This is a genomic window from Corynebacterium sp. HMSC27B11, from assembly GCF_001815985.1.
Lineage (GTDB): Bacteria > Actinomycetota > Actinomycetes > Mycobacteriales > Mycobacteriaceae > Corynebacterium.
Genome location: NZ_KV823539.1, coordinates 1 through 20,154, shown reverse-complemented (window position 1 = coordinate 20,154; position 20,154 = coordinate 1). Strand labels below are relative to the sequence as shown.

Genomic DNA, 20,154 nt, shown 5'->3' with positions numbered 1-20,154 from the left:
CATTATCGGGGAAACTCACAAGGTAACGGGCGATGGTGGTTGTGCAACGGGTGCTGGGCTTGGCGCGGGGCGGGTAGATTGCTGCTGAGCGGCGCCCGCCACCACGCCGTGCGGTGAAGAGCCCTGACGGGTAGAGTAGGTATGTATTCATTTCGCTCACCGCGCACTATACGCGCAGGTCAGCGGTTGGAAAGTTGGGAACTCTGCCGAGTTCAGATGAGGAGAATGCGCGTTTATGCCTGCTAGGCCATCTCAGTCCCCTGCGCAGCACAAGGCGGGGAATATCATCGGTTCCGTTAACTGGAATGAGGTTCCGGACGACCGTGACCTCGAGGTATGGGATCGGCTGACGGCCAACTTCTGGCTGCCAGAAAAGGTACCCGTCTCGAATGACATCCAGAGCTGGGCCACGCTCAACGATGCGGAGAAGAACGCGACGATGCGCGTGTTCACCGGGTTGACGATGCTCGACACCATCCAGGGCACGGTCGGCGCGGTCTCTCTGATCCCGGAAGCGACCACCATGCACGAGGAGGCGGTGCTCACCAATATCGCCTTCATGGAGTCCGTGCACGCGAAGTCCTACTCCCAGATCTTCATGACCCTGGCGAGCACCCGTGAGATCAACGACGCATTCCGCTGGTCCGAGGAGAACGAAAATCTCCAGCGCAAGGGTGAGATCATCCTTCAGTACTACAAGGGCGACGACCCGCTGAAGCGCAAGATTGCCTCCGTGCTGCTGGAATCCTTCCTCTTCTACTCCGGGTTTTACCTGCCGATGCGCTGGTCCTCCATGGGCAAGCTGACGAATACCGCGGACATCATCCGCCTCATCATCCGCGATGAGTCCGTCCACGGTTACTACATCGGCTACAAGTACCAGCGAGCCCTCGAGAACGAGAGCCCGGAGCGCCAGGAGGAGCTGAAGGGCTTCGTCGTCGAGCAGCTGCTGGACCTCTACGACAATGAGGTCGAATACACCGAGTCCATCTACGACGAGATCGGCTGGACCGAAGATGTGAAGCGCTTCCTGCGCTACAACGCCAACAAGGCGATGAACAACCTTGGCTATGACGGGCTGTTCCCGGTAGAGGAGACCCGCGTTTCCGCTGCCATCCTCGCCGCGCTGAACCCGGGTGGCGACGAGAATCACGACTTCTTCAGTGGCTCTGGGTCCTCCTATGTCATCGGTAAGGCGGAGAGCACCACCGACGACGACTGGGACTTCTAGCTCCGCGCTCCAGCCCATAACACGAACGGCCGGCTCGCTAGGTGCAGCGAAACGGCCGTTTGGTGTTTTCAAGCGTGGAGAAACCTTGGAACTACCCCCAAAACTGTGAAGGAACTGGAGGTTTCCCGCCACCCGGCTTCTTATATTCGGGAAAAGGGGATAACATAGCACCAACCCTTCGTGTAGGGACCCTTTCTGGGCTGCAAGGAAGCTAATGCTCTCGCACTCAGGGGAGGGTTCTGAGAAGGCCAAAATTCTTTGGAGTGTCAGGGAAAAACCCTCGACACTGCGTAGTCAGGAGGAATCAATGACCGCGGTCGCGCCACGGGAACCACAGCAAGTTGCTCCCGAACGCCCACAACCGTCTGGCCATGGGCGCCGAGGCAGCTTTGCCTGGCATGCGCTGACGACCACCGACCACAAGCTGCTGGGCATCATGTACCTCATGATGGCCTTCACCTTCTTCCTGGTTGGTGGCCTCATGGCCCTGCTTATCCGTCTCGAGCTGTTCAATCCGGGCATGCAGTTCCTGTCCCCGGAGCAGTTCAACCAGCTGTTCACCATGCACGGCACCATCATGCTGCTGCTGTATGGCTCCCCGATGGTGTTCGGCTTCGCTAACTACATCGTTCCGCTCCAGATTGGTGCACCGGACGTGGCCTTCCCGCGTCTGAACGCCTTCGGCTTCTGGCTCACCACCGCCGGTGGTGTCCTGATGCTGACCGGCTTCCTCACCCCGGGCGGCGCGGCTGACTTCGGCTGGACCATGTACCAGCCACTGGCAGACGCTATTCACTCCCCGGGCCTGGGTTCTGACCTGTGGATCGTGGGTGTCGGCGTTGGTGGTGTCGGTACCATTCTTTCCGGTGTGAACATGATCACGACCATCCTGGTGCTGCGCGCTCCGGGTATGACCATGTTCCGCATGCCGATCTTCACCTGGAACATCTTCGTTACCTCCCTGCTGGTCCTGCTGATCTTCCCGCTGCTGGCTGCTGCCGCACTGGGTGTTCTCTACGACCGCAAGCTGGGCGGCCACATCTACGATCCGGGCAACGGTGGCGCCATCATGTGGCAGCACCTGTTCTGGTTCTTCGGCCACCCTGAGGTCTACGTCCTGGCTCTGCCGTTCTTCGGCATCGTCTCCGAGATCTTCCCGGTCTTCTCCCGCAAGCCGATGTTCGGCTACGTGGGCCTGGTCTTCGCAACCCTGTCCATCGCTGCTCTGTCCATGGCTGTGTGGGCACACCACATGTTCGTCACCGGCGCGGTTCTGCTTCCGTTCTTCGCCTTCATGACGTTCCTGATTGCAGTCCCGACCGGTATGAAGTTCTTCAACTGGCTCGGCACCATGTGGGGCGGTCGCCTGACCTTCGAAACCCCGATGATGTTCGCACTGGGCTTCTTCGCCACCTTCCTCTTCGGTGGTCTGACCGGCATCATGCTGGCTGGCCCGGCAATGGACTTCCACCTGTCTGATACCTACTTCGTGGTTGCGCACTTCCACTACACCCTGTTCGGCACGGTTGCCTTCGCATCCTTCGCTGGCCTGTACTTCTGGTTCCCGAAGATGACGGGCCGCATGCTGGACGAGCGTCTGGGCAAGCTGCACTTCTGGCTGACCATGATCGGCTTCCACACCACGTTCCTGATTCAGCACTGGGCTGGTAACTCCGGTATGCCGCGTCGTTACGCGGACTACCTGCCGACCGACGGCTTCACCGGCTACAACCAGGTCTCCACCATCGGTGCCCTGATCCTGGCCGTCTCCGTGCTGCCGTTCCTGTGGAACGTCTTCAAGTCCTACCGTTACGGCGAGGTCGTCACCGTCGATGACCCATGGGGCTACGGCAACTCCCTCGAGTGGGCAACCTCTTGCCCGCCGCCGCGCCACAACTTCACCTCCATGCCGCGGATCCGCTCCGAGCGCCCAGCGTTCGAGCTGCACTACCCGCACATGGTCAAGCGTATGCGCGACGAGGCTCACGTCGGCCGCCACTTCTAAGAAGTCGGCCACGGTGCCGGGGCCAGCAGCCAGCTGGCCGCGGCGCATACTCCAGCACTGAGGTGCTGTGAGCGCAAACCACACCCTTACTACGCAGGGTGTGGTTTTTCTTTTGCCGAAAAACGGGGGTAGCGGATCCTCCTTGCCACAGCCACTGTGGTTCAATCGTGGGTGTGACTAGCGCAAATAACTCCACCCCAGTCGATAATCTCCAGCCCACGAGGCTCGCCTTCCCCGAAGAGCTGGAATCCATCCTGAATAACGGCTGCGAACCGGCCGTCATCACCGTCACCGGTGACGACAAGCCCGGCGTTACCGCCCGCTTCTTCCGCAGCCTCGCTGCCCACGACGTCCAGCTCATCGACGTCGAGCAATCCGTCTTCCGCGGCAATCTCGCCCTCGCTGCCCTCGTCGGCGTCGACGCTGATACGTTGGCCACCCTGAACAACGAGCTGCCCGCCGACCTGGAGGCCCTCGGCATGAGCGTGCAGATCCAGACGGACACGGAGGCCATGGCGACCAAGCCGATGCCCTCCCACGTCATGGTCGTGCTCGGGCGCCGAATCACCGCCGAGGACGTCCAGCGCATCGGACAAACACTGGCTGCCGAGGGCGCGAATATCGATACGATTCGCGGGATCGCCGATTACCCGGTCACCGGGCTGGAAATTCACTTCACCGTCGCTAATCCCCGCCCGGGTGGCGGCGTGGAGCTGCGCAAGGCAGTCTCCGAGCTCACCGCTGAGCTGCACCTCGACATCGCAGTCGAGCGCGCCGGCCTGGCTCGCCGCAGCAAGCGCCTGATCTGCTTCGACGTGGACTCCACCCTCATCCAGCAGGAGGTCATTGAGATGCTGGCGGCCTACGCCGGCCGCGAGGACGAGGTCGCCGCTGTTACCGAGCGAGCCATGCGTGGTGAACTGGACTTCGCGGAATCTCTCCACGAGCGCGTCAAGGCCCTGGCTGGGCTCGACGCGTCTGTCGTGGAGAAGGTCGCCAACGACATCAAACTCACCCCGGGTGCGCGCACCACGATCCGCACCCTCAAGCGCCTGGGATACAAGACCGGCGTGGTCTCCGGCGGCTTCATTCAGATCATCGAGCCGCTGGCCCGCGAGCTGGGCCTCGACTTCGCCCGAGCCAACACCTTGGAAATCCGCGAAGGCAAGCTCACGGGCCGCGTGATCGGCCCGGTCATCGACCGCCGCGCGAAGGCCGAGTCCCTCAAGGAGTTCGCCTGGTCGAATGGCATCAAGCTCAACCAGACCGTGGCAGTGGGCGACGGTGCGAACGATATCGACATGCTCTCCACCGCGGGCCTGGGCATCGCCTTCAACGCGAAGCCGGCCCTTCGCGAGGTGGCTGACGCATCCGTGAATTACCCATTCCTTGACCAAGTACTCTTCCTGCTCGGCATCTCCCGCTCCGAGATTGAGCACGAGGACATGGCTGACGGCACTTACCGCCGCCCGCCACTGCAGGACTAGTGCGCGAGTACAACGAACCAGGGGAGTTGGAAGCAGACGAGCGGGAGCTGGTCCGGCGGGCGCATGCGATGCTCGTCCACCTTGCTGGGCACCCTGGTACCGAAGACCCACAAGACCCGAGCAGCGTGCAGGCTATGCCCATGGTCCTGCACCTGCCGAAGGTGGATGCGCCGCTGCGCCACGATCTCTTGGCTGCGGCTGCCTCCGCCTGCGCCCGTGTCTGCCTCGACCCTCGAGCAGGTGAGGAAGACAGCGAGTGGGCGCAGGCGTTAAAAAGCTGGTACGGCGCGAAGATTCGGAAACTCGCCCGCCGCGCCCGCGCCAGCAAGTGGGACGCAGTTCTTGGGCTGCCTGGGCACGAGGTGAATGTGCACGGTGCGATGGCCAAGGCGTTCCTACCCGGGCGCGTTGATGGCGTGGATCCGAGGATCAACAAGTTGCAGATTCAGGGTTCCGACTTGCCACCCGAACCTGGCCCGCTGCCCACACCCGAACCGGATCCATTGCACCCAGTCATTTTCGTGGACGCCGGGCTGGGCATGACGGTCGGCAAGGCCGCAGCCCAGGTCGGCCACGGGTCGATGCTTTATGCTGCCTTCCTCAGCCCGAAGCAGGCGGTTGCGTGGTTCGAGCTGGGCTGTCCCGTGCACGTGCGGGAAATCCCGGCCGAGGAGTTCGCCGCCAAGCGCGCGGCACTCGCGGAACGTCACGCCGCAGACGCCGCCGCTGCGAGCTCGCGGTGGATCACCGCGGTGGGCGGGCAGTGGCCGGTGGTGGAGGTTCGCGATGCAGGCCACACGGAGATCGCCGCGGGGAGCGCGACTGTTATTGCTGCCTCCTATGGCGGCCAGCAGCCTCCGCGTTAGCGCGATCCGCCCGGAGGTCTGGGAGATCGTATTTCGAGACTGCGAGGGCTGCGGGGAGCGCTCGGGACGTGACCCGAGCGATGCCGCCTCTCGCTAGTCCTCGCGGGCCCGAAGCACGCGACGCAGGATCTTGCCGGTCGAGGACTTCGGGATCGCATCGATGAACTCGATGGCCCGCACCTTCTTATAGCTCGGCACCTGCTCGGCCACGTAGGCTATGATGTCCTCAGCCGTGGCCGTGGCGTTCTGCTGCAGCACGACGAAGCCCTTGGGGATCTCCAAGCCATCCTCACCCGCGACCCCGATCACCGCGGCGTCCGCGACCTCCGGGTGCGTGAGCAGTAGGGCCTCCAGCTCGGCGGGAGCGACCTGGTAGCCCTTGTACTTGATGACCTCTTTGAGGCGGTCCACGACATAAACATTGCCCTCGGGGTCCTGGACCGCGAGGTCGCCGGTGCGCAGCCAGCCACCGTCCACGAGGGTTTCTGCCGTCTCCCGGTCGCGGTTCAGGTAGCCGAGCATCACCTGGGGGCCACGCACCCACAGCTCGCCGACCTCCGAGTGCCCGTTGCTCGGCCGCGGAATCTCCTCTCCCGATTCGACGGCGACGAGCTTGTGCTCAGTATTAGCCACCGGCAGCCCGATGGAACCGCGCGGCACGCTCATGTCCAGGTTCAGGTGGGTGACCGGGGAGGACTCGGTCATACCGAAGCCCTGGTAGACGTCCACACTAAGGCGCTCCTGGACGGCCTCCGCGAGGCTGGTGTCCAACGCCGCAGCGCCCGAGAGCACGGCCCGCAGGCTGCTCAGATCGAATTCCTCGACCTGTGGGTGCTTCGCCAGCAGCACCGCGATGGGTGGGGCGATGAAAGTGAAGGTCACGCCGAAACGCTCGTGAGAGGCGAGGAAGCTGCCCAGCTCGAAACGCGGCTGGGTCACCAGCGTGGCGCGCTGCGTTAGCGCCAGGTTCAGCAGTGCAGTGAGTCCGTAGATGTGGAAGAAGGGCAGCACCCCGAAGACGACGTCCTCCCGGGTCACGAGGTCCTGATCCGCGGCCTGGCAGACGTTGGCGACGAGGTTGCGGTGGCTGAGGCGAACCCCCTTCGGATCCTGGGTGGTTCCGGAGGAGTACGGCAGGACGGCGAGGTGGGTCGCGGGGTCAAAGCTGATGTCTTCCGGCGCGTGGCGCCGCTCGGCCAGCATCTGCTGCATTCCCGAATTGCGGTCGAGGTGGTGGACCTGTTCCTCGCTGAGCCCGGCGGCTTGAGCTGCCTGGGCGGCGTGATCGCCCATCGCGGCCAGCGTGACGAGCATGCGCGCGCCGGAGTCTTGCAGCTGCCGGGTGATGGCGGCCTCGTCCGCCAGGAGGGAGACCGGGGTGAGGGTCGCGCCCAGGCGCCAGACGGCGTGGGCGTAAACGACGAAGGCCAGGGAGTTGGGGCAGTGCAGTGCGACCACATCACCGGTGCGGATACCGAGGTGGGAGAGCCCGCCGGCAACGCAGTTGATGTAGTTTCGCAGCTGCTGGTAGGTGGTTTCCGTGCCATCGGCGATGTCGATGATCGCAACCTTGTCCTCGTCTGCCGGATCCAGCTGGCCGAAGGTGAATTCGTAGATTCCAACGTCGGGGATCTGGATGGTCTCCCGCGTGCTCTGAACTGGCATGGCTGGTCCTTCCTAAGCGCCATCGGATGATCGCGCACTGTACGAGGCAAATATTTTTGCGGGCCCACCTAAAGCGGGAACCGCAGTTGGCACCATGATAAACGTCACACCACGGGCTTTAGGCCGATTTCATCGAGCCCACGGCGCGCTATTTCCCGGGCTGCGCATTCAGCCTGCGCAGCGCCCCGCGCGCCACATCCAGATCCGAGGTCTCCCAGAACCGTGGCATGCTGGCGCGGATGAAGGAGCCGTAGCGCGCGGTGGCCAGTCGGGAGTCCAGCACGGCGACGACGCCGCGGTCGTCCACGCTGCGCAGCAGCCGTCCCGCCCCCTGCGCCATCAGCAGCGCGGCGTGGGTCGCAGCGACTTCCATGAAGCCACTGCGGCCAGCTTTATCTGCGGCCTCCTTTCGGGCCTGCTTCAGCGGGTCATCCGGGCGGGGGAAGGGGATGCGGTCGATGAGCACCAGTTGCAGCGCGGAGCCGGGCACGTCCACACCCTGCCACAGACCCAGGGTGCCGAAGAGGCAGGCGGACTCGTCCTTCCGGAACTTCTCCACGAGGCTGGACATCGAATCCTCACCCTGCAGGAGGATCTCATAGGGAACCACGCTGCGTAGCTGATCCGCCATCTCCTCGGCCGCCCGGCGGGAGGAGAACAGGCCGAGGGTGCGGCCACCGGCGGCGTTGATGAGCTGGGCGGCGTGATCGATGAACCCGCTGGATGGGCCACTGCGCCCAGGCGCGGCGAGGTCGCGGGCGACGTAGAGGATGCCGTGGGTCCGGGCGTCGAAGGGGGTGCCCACGTCGAGGGTCTTCGTGTCCTTCGCCGCACCCCATTGGGCGAGCATGGCGGTGAATTTCCCGCCTAGCGCGAGGGTCGCGGACGTCAGAATCACCGTGGATTGGGCGAAGAGCCGCTGCCGCAGCAGGTCGGCGACGGACAACGGTGCGACGCGGACGACCTTGCGGTTGCCATCGGTAGAGAGCCAGACGACGTCCTCCCCGAGCAGGTCCTCCTGATCCGCGGCGGCATCCGCGGTGGAGGCCTCGAGGACGCGCACGCAGGTATCGTTCAGCTCTTCGGTCGCCACGAGCAGGGCCTGGCGCTCTGCAGCCTTCGCCGGGTCGTTGGCGAACTCGCCGGCGGGTACCGAGTTGATCTGCCGGTTGGTTTTCCACGCCGCGTCCTTGAGCACGCCGAGGGGAACCTCCAGGCCGTTGGGGACCCCGGTCCACCGGCCGACGATCCGATCACCGTCGGTGGCGATCGCGCCGTCGAGGGCAGTGACCCACTCGTCGAGCGCCTCGGTCAGCGCATCGCCGGTGCCGTCGGGGCCGATCTTGCCGGTGCGTTTGGCGAGGATCGCGATATTGGTGGGGGAGAGCTCCGCGGTGGCTGTGGAGGTGATGCGGGACTCGAGCTCGTGGGCCTCGTCGATGACCACGCAGTCGTGCTCCGGCAGGACCGGTACGTCGGAGAGGGCGTCGATGGCCAGGAGTGCGTGGTTGGTGACGACGATGTCCGCCTCCGCCGCTTCCGCCCGGGCCCGTTCCGCGAAGCACTGGTCGCCGAAGGGGCAGCGGCTCGCGCCGACGCATTCCCGGGAGCTGACGGAGACCTGCCGCCAGGCGGTGTCGGACACGCCGCGGTCGAGGTTATCCCGGTCGCCGTCCTCAGTCTCCTGAGCCCACTCGTGTAGGCGGGCAACCTGGGCTCCCGTTTTCGAGATTTGGGAGGGGTCGAGCAGTGCGTCCTCTTCTGCCTCGGGGATGGCCTCGTCGCCGATGCCGTTGATTTTATTGAGGCAGAGGTAGTTATTGCGGCCCTTGAGAATCGCGGAATTCAACGGGCGGGGGAGGTGCTCCTCCAGGGCGTCGGAGAGGCGCGGCAGGTCGCGTTCCACCAGCTGGCGCTGCAGGGCGATGGTCGCGGTGGAGACGATGACGGGGACGTTCGTCTGGGTGGCGTGCCGTGCCGCGGGGACCAGGTAGGCCAGGGACTTACCCGTTCCTGTGCCCGCCTGGACAGCCAGGTGCGTGGATTGTTCCATGGCCTCGGTGACGGCATCGGCCATCTTCTGCTGGCCGGGGCGCGGCGCACCGCCGATGCTGGCGACGGCTGTGGCGAGGAGGTCTTGGGTGGAACTCACGGGAGCACTTCTTCTACGAGTCACGGGAAAGGTACTGGTGACCGGTCGGGGACCTGGCCGGTTTCTGCCCCAGTTAGCCCTGGGCGCGGGGCACGTGGCGAACGCTGATCACCGGCTCGTCGCGGGATAGGGCCAGGCCCTCCCACGGCAGGGAGACCAGCCGGTCGGCCAGCAGTTGGCGGGAATCCTCGAGGGTGGGTAGGCCATCCACTGGCTCACCGTCGCGGATGAGCGGGACGGAGAGTTCGATGGCATCCAGGATGCCGGTATCCGGGCGGGCCTCGCCGAAGGGGAAGGTGATTTCCTCCACAGCGGTGCCGGTGTCCCGGCAGGTTCGGATTGCAGCCTTCGCTCCGCCCTGCGAGTTCTTGCCGCGGGAGCGCTTCGCCACCGGGGCGCCCTCGACCTCGACGAGCTTGTAGACCAGCCCTGCGGTCGGCGCGCCGGAGCCGGTGACCACCGAAGTTCCCACGCCGAAGCCGTCCACCGGCTCGCTGCGTAGCGCGGCGATAGAGAACTCGTCCATATCGCTGGAGACGATGATCTTCGTGTTGTGCGCGCCCAGGGAATCCAGCTGGTCGCGGACCTGCTGGGCGAGCACGCCAAGGTCGCCGGAGTCGATGCGCACCCCTCCGAGCTCAGGGCCGGCCACCCGGATGGCGGTCTCCACGCCTTCGGCGATGTCATAGGTGTCGACCAGCAGGGTCGTGCCCACGCCGTGGGCGGCGATCTGCGCCCGGAAGGCGGCCTCCTCGTCGGTGGTTCCGTCCGGGTGGGTGTGCAGCAGCGTCCAGGCATGCGCCGCGGTGCCGGAGGCGGGGATGTTGTAGCGGAAGGCTGCCTCCAGGTTCGAGGTGGCGTCGAAGCCAGCGAGGTAGGCGGCGCGGGCGCTGGACACCGCGGCGTACTCGTGGGTACGGCGGCTGCCCATCTCGATGATGGGTCGGCCGTTGGCGGCGGTGACCATGCGGGCGGCCGCGGAGGCCACGGCGGAGTCCGCGTTGAGGATGGAGAGGATCACCGTCTCCAGGATGACGCATTCGGCGAAGGTGCCGCGCACCGTGAGGATCGGGGAGTGCGGGAAGTAGACCTCGCCTTCCAGGTAGCCGTCCACCTGCCCGCGGAAGCGGTAGTTGCGCAGGTACTCCAGCGTCTCGGGCTGCAGGAAGTCCAGGTTTTCCAGCTGGGCTTCGGTGAAGACGAAGTCCCGGATCGCGCGGAGGACGCGCTCGGTGCCGGCGACGACCCCGTAGCGGCGCTCGTTGGGAAGGCGGCGGGTGAAGACCTCGAAGGCGCACTGCTTCTCTGCTGTGCCGTCCTGCAGCGCGGCTTCCAGCATGGTCAGCTCGTACTTATCGGTGAGCAGCGCGGAGGAGCGCGGCGCGGAGAGGTACGGGTCGAGGTGGCCGATCGAGCCGTAGGCGGCGTCCTGTTGTGGGTTCTGGGCTGTGGAAGACAAGTGGATCCCTACGCGTTTTCTTCTTCAAGTGGTGCCGTGGCCGTTGAGTGGCTCCGGCGAATACTCACACTCTAGCGAGCGGTGCGGACAGGCAAAGAACTATTCCGCCGTGATGCCTTCGCCGCCCCGGCGTGGCGACGGTATCCTTGGGGACATGACTTCCCCGGCTGCACCAAGCGCAACCCCAGTTGCGGAGAAAAAACCCGAGACCCTGACGGATGCCGATCTGCCGTGGCAGTGCATCTGCTGGGACGATCCCGTCAACCTCATGAGCTACGTGACCTACGTCTTCGAAACCGTGCTCGGTTACTCCCGCAAGAAGGCCACCGAGCTGATGATGCGGGTTCACACCGAGGGTAAGGCCGTCGTCTCGTCCGGTGAGCGCGATAAGGTCGAGGGAGATGTAAAGAAGCTCCACACAGCGGGCCTGTGGGCCACGATGGAGCAGGCGGCGGGCTAGTACAACACCCGCGAGGCGAGGAGGACTCCCCACAGATGGAACCGTGGAAGAAGAAGACCGGCATGCTGCGTGGCACGCGCTTTGTCACCCAGCTCAACCCCCTGGAGCGGGAGACCCTGGGTAACTGCGCCGCCACCGTCGCCGACGCCCTGATGGAGCGGGTGCGCACCGCGCCGAAGGATGAGCTGGCGGAGCTGACCGGCATGGCCAGCGGCCACTCGGAGCGACCGAGCAGCCCGGCGCTTGCCCGAATCCTGCCGGACTTCTTCGCAGACGGCGCCGAGAAGGTCGAGGGAGATGCCGCGCTGACCCGGCAGCTCAACGAGACCGAGATCATCAAAAACAAGCTGATGAACCTCGCGCTCATCGCAGAGCACATCGGCCCGAACGGCTCGGTGAACATCACCCTGAGCCAGGAGGAAGTCCAGCCCTGGCTCTCGGCCATCAACGACGTGCGGAACTACTATTACGAGCTCTGCCAGCCCGCGCTGCACGGCGCGGAGGGGCCGGACCGCGTTGAGGCAGCCAAGGAGCTGACCGCTTGGCTGGCTTTCCACCAGGACAGCCTGCTGCGCGCGATGATGGGGGAGCCGCCGGCGGAGATGATGGACAACCCCGACGCCGACGGTCCGCAGAACCCAGACGACGGCAGTGGCCAAGGCCCGAAGGGGCAACCCGGTCCGGATGGTCGCCCGACAGGCGAGTTTTAGGATGTCCGCCGAATTGTTCGGCGCCCAGCCGGGGCCCAGCAACTCGCTTATCGACGTCCGTGGCCTCGGTGTGGGGCACGCGATCAGTGAGGGTGGGGTCGGCGACTCCGGGGCCACGATCATCGCCGCGCCCGCCGGGGCAGTCGCCTCGGTCGATGTGCGTGGTGGCGGGCCCGGCACCCGCGAGACGGATCTGTTGGAGCCACACAATACGGTCGAGCAGGTTCACGCCATCGCATTGTGCGGTGGCTCTGCCTATGGCCTCGCAGCCGCCGACGGCGCGATGGCCGCCCTGGAGGCGGCGGGCATCGGCTTCCCCGTGCTGGGGGAGGACGCACCCGAGAAGATCGTGCCGATCGTGCCGGGTGCGGTGATCTTCGACCTGCTGCTGGGCCGCTGGGACTCCCGCCCCAGCCCGGAGACCGGCGCGGCGGCCGCCGAGGCCGCGTTGCGCAGTGCACCAATCGCCCGCGACGGGGAACCACCACGCGGGCAGGGCGAGAATGATGCAGCTCTCGCCCCCGCTACCGCATCGGGCAATCTCGGTGCTGGACTGGGAGCTTCCGCCGGTGCCCTGAAGGGCGGATTCGGGCAGGCCAGCGCGGTACTCCCGGAACTGCCGGGCGAGCTCGCGGCACTCAGCGGGGCGACGGTGGCTGTGGGCATCGTCGTCAACCCGCAGGGCGCGGTCTTCAACCCCGCCACCGGGCGACTGTGGGGCTTCGATGCAGAGCTGGCCGGTGAGTTCGGCGCGGCGTCGACCACGCCGGTCTCCGAGGAGGCCGCGGCGCACTTGCGCGGAATGAACCTCGCGGGCACCAAATTCCCCGCACCGGGCGACGGGCAGCCCGGCAGCGACAGCCCGCAGCTCAACACCACCATTGGCGTGGTCGCTACGGACGCCCCGCTCACCAAGGCGCAGGCCAAGCGCCTGGCGCTCTCCGCTCACGACGGCCTGGCACGCGCGATCCGCCCGGCTCACATGCCCATGGACGGGGACACCCTCTTCGGGCTGGCCACTGGCACCCGTGGCGGCAGCGTGGACGCCGTGGGCATGTCCGTGCTCGCCGCCACGGCCGCCAACTGCGTGGAACGGGCCATCGTGCACGCCGTGCTGGCAGCAGAGCCCGCCTACGAGCATCCCTCCTGGCGCAGTATCGTGGGCTGTTAAAGAACCCCGCGGCGTTATCCCGTCACCGCGCCGGGGTGGTACCAACCCCTAAAGTTCAGGAGCCTGAGCATGCCGAACCTCGCCTTCGCCCTGCGGCTCGTGGCGGTGGCCTGGATTGTCCAGGTCATCAACATGATGCTGGGGTACGGACTCAACGTCTTCGGTATCCGGCCCGGCGATCCCTACGGCCTTCTCGGTGTATTCGCCGCGCCTTTCCTGCACGGGGGCTGGGATCACCTCATCGCCAACTCCATGACTGCGGTTGTGCTGATCACGATGATCTGCTGGTCAGGCAGACGCGTCTTCTGGCGCAGTTCCCTGATCATCCTGCTCGCCAGCGGGGTGGGGACCTGGCTCATTGGTGGCGCGGGCACCGTTCACGTCGGCGCCTCCGGCATGATCTACGGCTGGGTCGCATTCCTCATCACCCGCGGACTCTTCACCAAGAAGCTCAGCCAGCTGGTCGGCGGGGTCGTGGTGCTGTTGCTCTACGGCTCCCTGTGGACCGGGATTCTGCCCACCGACCAGGCCATTAGCTGGCAGGGGCACCTCTGCGGGGCGCTGGCTGGCATTCTCGCCGCCTGGCTGATGCCGAAGATGCCCACCGCCACCCGTGCCGTGCGCACCGCGGGCCGCGCCTCCCTGGGCATGTAGCTGCGCCCCGTTCGCCCGACGCCCCTGGCGATGCATTCTCATCCCGGTGCCCTAGCCAATCCTTGCGACCCCACCACTACCACTAGCCAGTCACAGGACGCGGCCGGCGCACGGATGCGTGGGGCCGTGAGCGACGTCGTTAAACTAAGACCGCGAGAATAACTAAGGAAGGACCGAGCATGCACATGGCGGAGAAGGCGGACGGCGGCAGCGCGGCGGAGCAGGAATCCCACAACAACGCACCCATCGGGATTTTCGACTCCGGGGTCGGCGGGCTCACCGTAGCGCGCACGATCGTGGACCTACTGCCGAACGAATCCATCATCTACATCGGTGATACTGCGAATTCGCCTTATGGGGATAAGACGATCGCACAGGTCCGCGAGTACGCCCGCATGGTCGCCGACGAGCTGGTTGCCCGCGGGGTGAAGATGATCGTCATCGCCTGCAACACCGCCACCGCGGCCTTCATGCGCGACGCCCGCGAGCGATACCCGATCCCGGTCGTCGAGGTCATCCTCCCTGCGGTCCGCCGCGCCGTCTCTGCAACCCGGAACAACCGCATCGGCCTGATCGGGACCCAGGCGACGGTGACCTCCGGGGCGTACCAGGACCTCTTTGCCGCTAGTCCGGGCGTCACCGCCGTTGCCCAGGCCTGTCCGCAGTTCGTTCCCTTCGTGGAGCGGGGGATCACCTCGGGCCGCCAGATCCACGCGTTGGCGGAAGGGTACCTCGAGCCGTTGAAGGAGGCCGGGGTGGACACCGTGGTGCTGGGGTGCACACACTATCCGCTGCTCACCGGGGTGGTGCAGTTCGTCATGGGGGAGGACGTCACGCTGGTGAACTCCGCGGAGGAGACCGCGAAGATGGTCTACCGCACGCTGGCAGAAAGCGGGCAACTGGCGGATAACGACCCGGAGCGCCACGCCACCTTGTCCTTCGAATCCACCGGGGACCCGCACCGCTTTGCTCAGCTCGCACAGCGCTTCTTGGGTCCCAAGATCACGAGTGTGTCGCAAATCCCCGAGCTGCTGCGCTAACGCCTGGGGCACCGCGTAACCGTCCGGGACTCGACCCGGAGCCATCTCGAAACCACCCCGTTGAACGAAACCTGATCAAAAGCTTGCCCAAATATCGAAAAACGCCGGGCGTCGTGAAACAATATCCACTTATGGAGATGCTTGTGTTGGGTTGTTCCGGAAGCGTGCCCGGCCCCTCGGCCGCGGCCTCGGGGTATTTCCTGCGCAGCGCGGCGGGCGAGGGCGTGGTCGTGGACCTGGGCTCGGGGGTGCTCAAGCAGATGCAACGCTACGAGGGGATCGACCCCTCAGACTGCCACGTCGTCCTCTCCCACATGCACGCCGACCACTGCTCGGACGTCCCGAGCCTGCTGGTGTGGCGCCGCTACCACCCCTTCGCGCCGGCGAGCACCCGCCACAAGCTGATCGGGCCGAGCATCGCCGCCAAGCACATCGGGCAAGCAAGCGCCGACTCCCCGGAGGCGCCGGACGACCTCACCGATACCTTCGAGGTCCTCGACCACGTTGTCGGGCCGGAGAGCGACTTCGACGCCGAAACCTGGCCGCACCACACCATCGGCGACCTGCGGATCTATGCCGCGGACGCCATTCACCCCACCGAGGCCTACATCATCCGCTTCGAGGACTCCTCCGGCTTCTCCGTGGTTTACAGCGGAGACACCGCGCCGACCCCGGCCCTGGCGCGCATCGCCGCGGGGGCGGACGTCCTCGTCTGCGAGGCGACCTGGGGTGATGGGGCAGCGACCATGCCGGAGGGCATGCACCTCTCCGGCGCGGAGGCCGGCGAGGCCGCCCAGGCAGCGGGCGTGGGCCGGCTCGTTTTGACCCACATTCCGCCATGGGGGGATAAGGCCGCCACGGTCGCCGCGGCCGCCCGCCACTACACGGGCCCCATCGAGGTTGCCCGGCCGGGTCTGCGCATCAGCGAACAGCACTAAGCGCCCGCTACACTGGCTGGCATGTCTAATACGCCAGAACAAAGCACCCATACCCGCGCCGATGGCCGCAGCGTCGACCAGCTGCGCGACATCCGAATCACCCGCCGGTTCACCACCAACCCGGCAGGCAGCGTGCTCGTCGAATTCGGGAACACCCGGGTGATGTGCACCGCCAGCGTGGAGCTCGGCGTGCCGCGCTTCAAGCGGGATTCCGGCGAGGGCTGGCTCACCGCGGAGTACGCGATGCTGCCGTCTGCCACCCACGAGCGCATGCCGCGCGAGTCCATGCGCGGCAAGGTCAAGGGTCGCACCCACGAGATCTCCCGCCTGGTTGGTCGCGCCCTGCGCGCCGCCGTGGACCTGACCGAGCTGGGCGAGAACACCATCGCCATCGACTGCGACGTCCTGCAGGCCGACGGCGGCACCCGCACCGCCGCGATCACCGGTGCCTACGTCGCCCTCGCCGATGCCCTGGCCTACCTGCAGGAGCAGGGTGTTGTGCCGGGCACGCCGCTGCGCGACCCCGTCGCTGCCGTCTCCGTGGGCATCATCGACGGCGTGGCCTGCCTCGACCTGCCCTATGAGGAGGACTCGCGGGCAGACGTGGACATGAACGTCGTGATGACCAAGGCCGGCCGCTTCGTGGAGATCCAGGGCACCGGCGAGGCCGCGGAGTTCGACCGCGCGGAGCTCAACACCATGCTGGACCTGGCCGAGGGTGGCCTGCACCAGTTGATCGAACTGCAAGAGCGCGCACTGAACACCGACCCGGCTTCCGGCCCGGTCACGCTCTAGAAACCCCCAAAGACCACGCGGAAGGAGGACGCAATGCAGGTGCTGGTGGCGTCCAGAAATAAGAAGAAGCTCGCGGAGCTGCAGCGGGTGCTCGCGGCGGCAAACGTCGAGGGCATCGAGCTGCTCAGCCTTGCGGACGTGCCGGAGTATCCGGAGACCCCGGAGACCGGCGCGACCTTTGAGGCCAACGCCCGGATCAAGGCCCTCGACGGGGTACAGCATGCTGGCCTGCCCACCGTCGCGGATGATTCCGGCCTGTCCGTCGACGCGCTCAACGGCATGCCCGGGGTGCTCTCGGCCCGCTGGTGCGGGGCCCACGGGGAGGACGCCGAGAACAACCGGCTGCTGTTAGCCCAGCTCTCCGACGTTCCCGACGATCGACGTGGCGCCCGATTCGTCTCCTCCTGCGTGCTCGCTGTTCCCGCCGAAATTGCCGACGCCGCCGGCCTGGAGCCCGAGGTGGCAGTCACCGGCGAGTGGGAGGGGCGAATTCTGCGCGCTGAGCAGGGCACCAACGGCTTCGGCTACGACCCGCTTTTCGAGCCCGCGGAAGCGCCGGGGCAGTCCTCAGCGGAACTCACCCCGGAGCGTAAGGACGAGCTCTCCCACCGCGGCAAGGCTCTGCAGCAGCTGGTCCCGGCGCTGCGCGCGCTGGCTCAGTCCGCGCAGTAGACCAGCCAGGTCCCGCGTGGGCGAAAACGCCGCCGGGGCACCCAGCGCGCAATAAGGTCGAACGCAAGAAAGGAAGTGCACCGTGACCACTCCACCCACCCCGAGCACGATCGTCGCCAACGCCGCGGCAGATCTGAGCTGGCAGGAGGACCTGTATAAACACCTCCACGCCCACCCAGAGCTCTCGGGGGCCGAGGAGCAGACGGCCCAGCGTATCGAGGAGGAGCTGCAGCGCTTCCCCGACTGGGCGGTCACGACCGGCATCGGCGGCTACGGCATCACCGCAGTGCTGCGCAACGGCGACGGCCCGACGGTGCTGATGCGCGCGGACTTCGATGGCCTGCCCGTCGCCGAAGCCACCGAGGTGGACTACGCCTCGAAGCATTCCCAGCTCAACGCGGAGGGCCAGCGAGTGCCGACGATGCACGCCTGCGGCCACGACCACCACACCAGCTCGCTGCTGGGTGCCATGGCGATCCTGGATGCGACGCGGCAGGACTGGTCCGGCACCGTCATCGCGCTCTTTCAGCCCGCGGAGGAGGCCGCGGTGGGTGCGCACCGCATGGTCTCCGATGGGCTGGACCAGATCATTCCGCGCCCGGATGTGTGCCTGGCTCAGCACGTCGTCGCGGGGCCTGCGGGCGAGATCTACACCGCGCCGGGCCCGGTGATGACCTCCTCGACCACCATCGAGATCACCCTGTACGGGCGCGGCGCGCACGCCTCTATGCCGCACCGTTCGGTCGACCCGGTGGTGCTGGCCGCATCCACCGTGATGCGCCTGCAGACGATCGTGTCCCGGGAGGTTCCGCCAGGCCAGTTCGCCGTGGTCACGGTCGCGTCCGTGGAGGCGGGTAAGGCCAATAACGTGATCCCGGACTCGGCGAAGATCTCTCTGAGCTGCCGCTTCTACGACGAGGATCTGCGCAAGCGCGTGGTGGCCGCGATCAAGCGGATCGTGCGCGCCGAGGCTCAGGCAGCGGGCGCGGACCGGGAGCCGAGCTTTAAATTCGTCGGCATGCTGGGGGCGACCGACAATGCGGCCGAGGTCTTCGAGACCGTGCGGCCCGCCTTCGACGAGCGCTTCAGCAAGAACAGCCTGGACATGGAGCCGTGGACGGCCTCCGAGGATTTCTCGGTGATCCCGAAGCACTTCGGGGTGCCTTATCTGCTGTGGACCGTGGGCATTACGCCGCGGCGCCAGTGGCAGCGGGCCGAGGAAGCGGGCCGGTTGGATATCGACATTCCGACGAACCACAACCCGGGCTTCCTTCCTGACCTGGGCACGCTGCCGGTGGCTACGGAGGCCGCGGCGGTCGCGATTCTGGCCTGCCTGCGGCGCAGTTGGCCGGATACCTCCAGCCCGGAGGAACTGCGGCAGCAGCCGACGGAAAAAGAAATCGCCGCGGCACAGATCGAGACTGCGCCGGGCGACTAAACCGGGCGATTAATAAGTCCCGGAGAGGAGGAGCGGGGTGGTGCCGGGGGTCCGCCGGCACCGCAACGCCGTCGGTTAGTTCAGAGCGAAAGCTTCCTTGACCTCGACGCGACGCTTGTGCTCGACGAAGAAGCTCAGCAGCGGAACCACACCGGCGAGGATGGTGGTCAGCCACTTACTGGGCTCCCAGCGTGCCTTGGTGCCCAGATCCAGGCAGGTGATGCAGTAGAGCATGAAGAAGATGCCGTGGGCCGGGCCGATATAGGAGAACCAGGCTGGGGTGTTATCGCTGCCCAGGATCAAGTACTTGAAGGTCATCTCAACGACCAACACGAGCAGCCAGATACCGGTGGCGATCGCCATGACCGAGTACCACTTCAGGGCCTTAGCGACCCGTTGCTGGCGTGCCGGGTGGATCTGGGCGCCCGCTGGCTGGGGCGAGGCTGGCTGCGTCATCTCTTGTTCTCCCTCTACGGTTGGGGTGGATTATCCGGAATCGAGCGTGTGGGCGCTAACCCTCGTCGGACTGGCGCTTTCTGCGGTCTTCCTGGGCGGGTAGCGGCGCCGAGCGGGCCTCCCGCCTGCGGTGATCCTCGAAGACCTCCGCGGCTTCGGGGCGTTGCTTTGCGGTGGGGGCCAGGAAGTCCTCCGGGACCTCCGTGAGCTGGTCTTCCGCGTATTTCTCGACGGCGGCCTCGTCGTCACCGAGCAGGCGCTCTCGCTCGTATTCGATGTACTTGCGGTAGGTGACGATAAGGAAGATGCCGAAGATTGGCCACTGGAGTGCATAGCCCAGGTTCTGGAAGGAGCCGCTGGTGGATTGCCAGCGTTCGTATTGCCACCACGCGAGCAGCAGCGTGGCGATCACGCCGAGTGCGAGAAAGATGATCTGCACAATGCGCACGCGCAGGGGAAAGGGCTCTTTCGGGGCCTGGTGTTCGCGCGATTCCTTCACAGCTCCCGAGTCTACCCACGGCGGGGGCGAATCCAAATGACCGCCGGATGAGAAAATCCGGCGGTCACGAGGGAAAATATGGTGCGCCTGGGGAGACTTGAACTCCCCAATATATCCTAGATCAGACAAACAACCGCCCGCTGACCCTTCGGTTTGTACACTGCATATCGCTCTACCTCATACCCATTACGCCGCACGCGGTGGGAAAACAGAAAAAGAGATGTGCCCCCGCCCCGCGCCACTGAACTGCTCCCCGTTAGTTGGACTGAGAAATCAGCTACTAACTGGTGGGGAGCGGTTTTCCGCTCAGAGCACGAAATCCGCTGAGCGAAGATCAACGCGAGTAGTAAGTGGCCAGTTCTGGCCAGATCATGGGACACCAGCGCGCTGCAAACAGAGTCAGGGTGTCGAAGTGCGCATTGAAGGGTCCCAGGTTTTGTTCCGTTTGAGTAGATG

18 protein-coding genes are annotated in these 20,154 nt (G+C 65.8%); 13 read left to right on the top strand and 5 right to left on the bottom strand.

The annotated features are described in order from the left end of the window. Window positions 1-235: 235 nt before the first annotated feature. From nrdF to HMPREF3097_RS02105, 4 genes are all read left to right on the top strand, one after another. Entirely contained in the window at window positions 236-1,231 is a 996-nt protein-coding gene (gene nrdF / locus HMPREF3097_RS02120; protein WP_070759163.1) for a class 1b ribonucleoside-diphosphate reductase subunit beta, read from the top strand. Window positions 1,232-1,538: 307 nt separating this feature from the next. Further along, window positions 1,539-3,236 (top strand): aa3-type cytochrome oxidase subunit I, encoded by a 1,698-nt coding sequence (gene ctaD / locus HMPREF3097_RS02115; RefSeq protein ID WP_070759164.1) that lies wholly within the window; start codon window positions 1,539-1,541, stop codon window positions 3,234-3,236. A gap of 98 nt (window positions 3,237-3,334) precedes the next feature. Then, window positions 3,335-4,723: a phosphoserine phosphatase SerB gene (serB, locus tag HMPREF3097_RS02110; RefSeq protein WP_070760589.1), complete on the top strand. Its 1,389-nt coding sequence runs from the start codon at window positions 3,335-3,337 to the stop codon at window positions 4,721-4,723. Then, the gene (locus HMPREF3097_RS02105) at window positions 4,723-5,589 is read left to right on the top strand and encodes an aminoacyl-tRNA hydrolase (RefSeq protein WP_246821197.1); all 867 of its coding nucleotides are present in this window, start codon (window positions 4,723-4,725) and stop codon (window positions 5,587-5,589) included. Before serB ends, HMPREF3097_RS02105 begins: the two co-directional genes overlap by 1 nt. Window positions 5,590-5,682: 93 nt before the next feature. Here HMPREF3097_RS02105 and HMPREF3097_RS02100 read toward each other — a convergent pair whose 3' ends face one another. The 3 genes from HMPREF3097_RS02100 to HMPREF3097_RS02090 form a co-directional block, all read right to left on the bottom strand. Further along, complete coding sequence (locus HMPREF3097_RS02100) at window positions 5,683-7,254, bottom strand: AMP-binding protein (RefSeq protein WP_070760587.1); 1,572 nt, start codon at window positions 7,252-7,254, stop codon at window positions 5,683-5,685. 148 nt (window positions 7,255-7,402) lie between these two features. Further along, complete coding sequence (locus HMPREF3097_RS02095; protein ID WP_070760585.1) at window positions 7,403-9,406, bottom strand: ATP-dependent DNA helicase; 2,004 nt, start codon at window positions 9,404-9,406, stop codon at window positions 7,403-7,405. A gap of 73 nt (window positions 9,407-9,479) precedes the next feature. Further along, window positions 9,480-10,817: a nicotinate phosphoribosyltransferase gene (locus tag HMPREF3097_RS02090; RefSeq protein WP_070760595.1), complete on the bottom strand. Its 1,338-nt coding sequence runs from the start codon at window positions 10,815-10,817 to the stop codon at window positions 9,480-9,482. A gap of 202 nt (window positions 10,818-11,019) precedes the next feature. Between HMPREF3097_RS02090 and clpS the strand changes: the two genes are divergently transcribed. The 9 genes from clpS (at window position 11,020) to HMPREF3097_RS02045 (ending at window position 18,743) form a co-directional block, all read left to right on the top strand. Beyond that, window positions 11,020-11,325 (top strand): ATP-dependent Clp protease adapter ClpS, encoded by a 306-nt coding sequence (gene clpS / locus HMPREF3097_RS02085; protein ID WP_210398509.1) that lies wholly within the window; start codon window positions 11,020-11,022, stop codon window positions 11,323-11,325. 35 nt (window positions 11,326-11,360) lie between these two features. Next, complete coding sequence (locus tag HMPREF3097_RS02080) at window positions 11,361-12,035, top strand: DUF2017 domain-containing protein (RefSeq protein ID WP_083317928.1); 675 nt, start codon at window positions 11,361-11,363, stop codon at window positions 12,033-12,035. 1 nt (window position 12,036) lies between these two features. Continuing rightward, on the top strand, window positions 12,037-13,206 hold the full coding sequence (locus HMPREF3097_RS02075) for a P1 family peptidase (RefSeq protein WP_246821195.1): 1,170 nt from the start codon (window positions 12,037-12,039) through the stop codon (window positions 13,204-13,206). Window positions 13,207-13,275: 69 nt separating this feature from the next. Further along, window positions 13,276-13,860 carry a rhomboid family intramembrane serine protease gene (locus tag HMPREF3097_RS02070; protein ID WP_070760579.1) on the top strand — a complete coding sequence of 195 codons (585 nt, stop codon included), beginning with the start codon at window positions 13,276-13,278 and terminating at the stop codon, window positions 13,858-13,860. Window positions 13,861-14,045: 185 nt separating this feature from the next. After that, window positions 14,046-14,900, top strand: a complete 855-nt coding sequence (gene murI / locus HMPREF3097_RS02065) for a glutamate racemase (RefSeq protein WP_070760591.1) — start codon at window positions 14,046-14,048, stop codon at window positions 14,898-14,900. Between the two features lie 131 nt (window positions 14,901-15,031). After that, window positions 15,032-15,838, top strand: coding sequence for an MBL fold metallo-hydrolase (locus HMPREF3097_RS02060; protein ID WP_187440863.1), 807 nt, complete (start codon window positions 15,032-15,034; stop codon window positions 15,836-15,838). Window positions 15,839-15,859: 21 nt separating this feature from the next. Beyond that, the gene (rph, locus tag HMPREF3097_RS02055) at window positions 15,860-16,633 is read left to right on the top strand and encodes a ribonuclease PH (protein ID WP_070759171.1); all 774 of its coding nucleotides are present in this window, start codon (window positions 15,860-15,862) and stop codon (window positions 16,631-16,633) included. 33 nt (window positions 16,634-16,666) lie between these two features. Further along, entirely contained in the window at window positions 16,667-17,305 is a 639-nt protein-coding gene (locus HMPREF3097_RS02050) for a non-canonical purine NTP pyrophosphatase (protein WP_070760577.1), read from the top strand. Window positions 17,306-17,387: 82 nt separating this feature from the next. Continuing rightward, window positions 17,388-18,743, top strand: a complete 1,356-nt coding sequence (locus tag HMPREF3097_RS02045; RefSeq protein ID WP_070759173.1) for an amidohydrolase — start codon at window positions 17,388-17,390, stop codon at window positions 18,741-18,743. Between the two features lie 75 nt (window positions 18,744-18,818). Here HMPREF3097_RS02045 and HMPREF3097_RS02040 read toward each other — a convergent pair whose 3' ends face one another. Both HMPREF3097_RS02040 and HMPREF3097_RS02035 read right to left on the bottom strand, forming a co-directional pair. Continuing rightward, window positions 18,819-19,199, bottom strand: a complete 381-nt coding sequence (locus tag HMPREF3097_RS02040; protein WP_070759174.1) for a DUF3817 domain-containing protein — start codon at window positions 19,197-19,199, stop codon at window positions 18,819-18,821. 55 nt (window positions 19,200-19,254) lie between these two features. Beyond that, the gene (locus HMPREF3097_RS02035) at window positions 19,255-19,698 is read right to left on the bottom strand and encodes a hypothetical protein (RefSeq protein WP_070760574.1); all 444 of its coding nucleotides are present in this window, start codon (window positions 19,696-19,698) and stop codon (window positions 19,255-19,257) included. Between the last annotated feature and the right edge of the window lie 456 nt (window positions 19,699-20,154).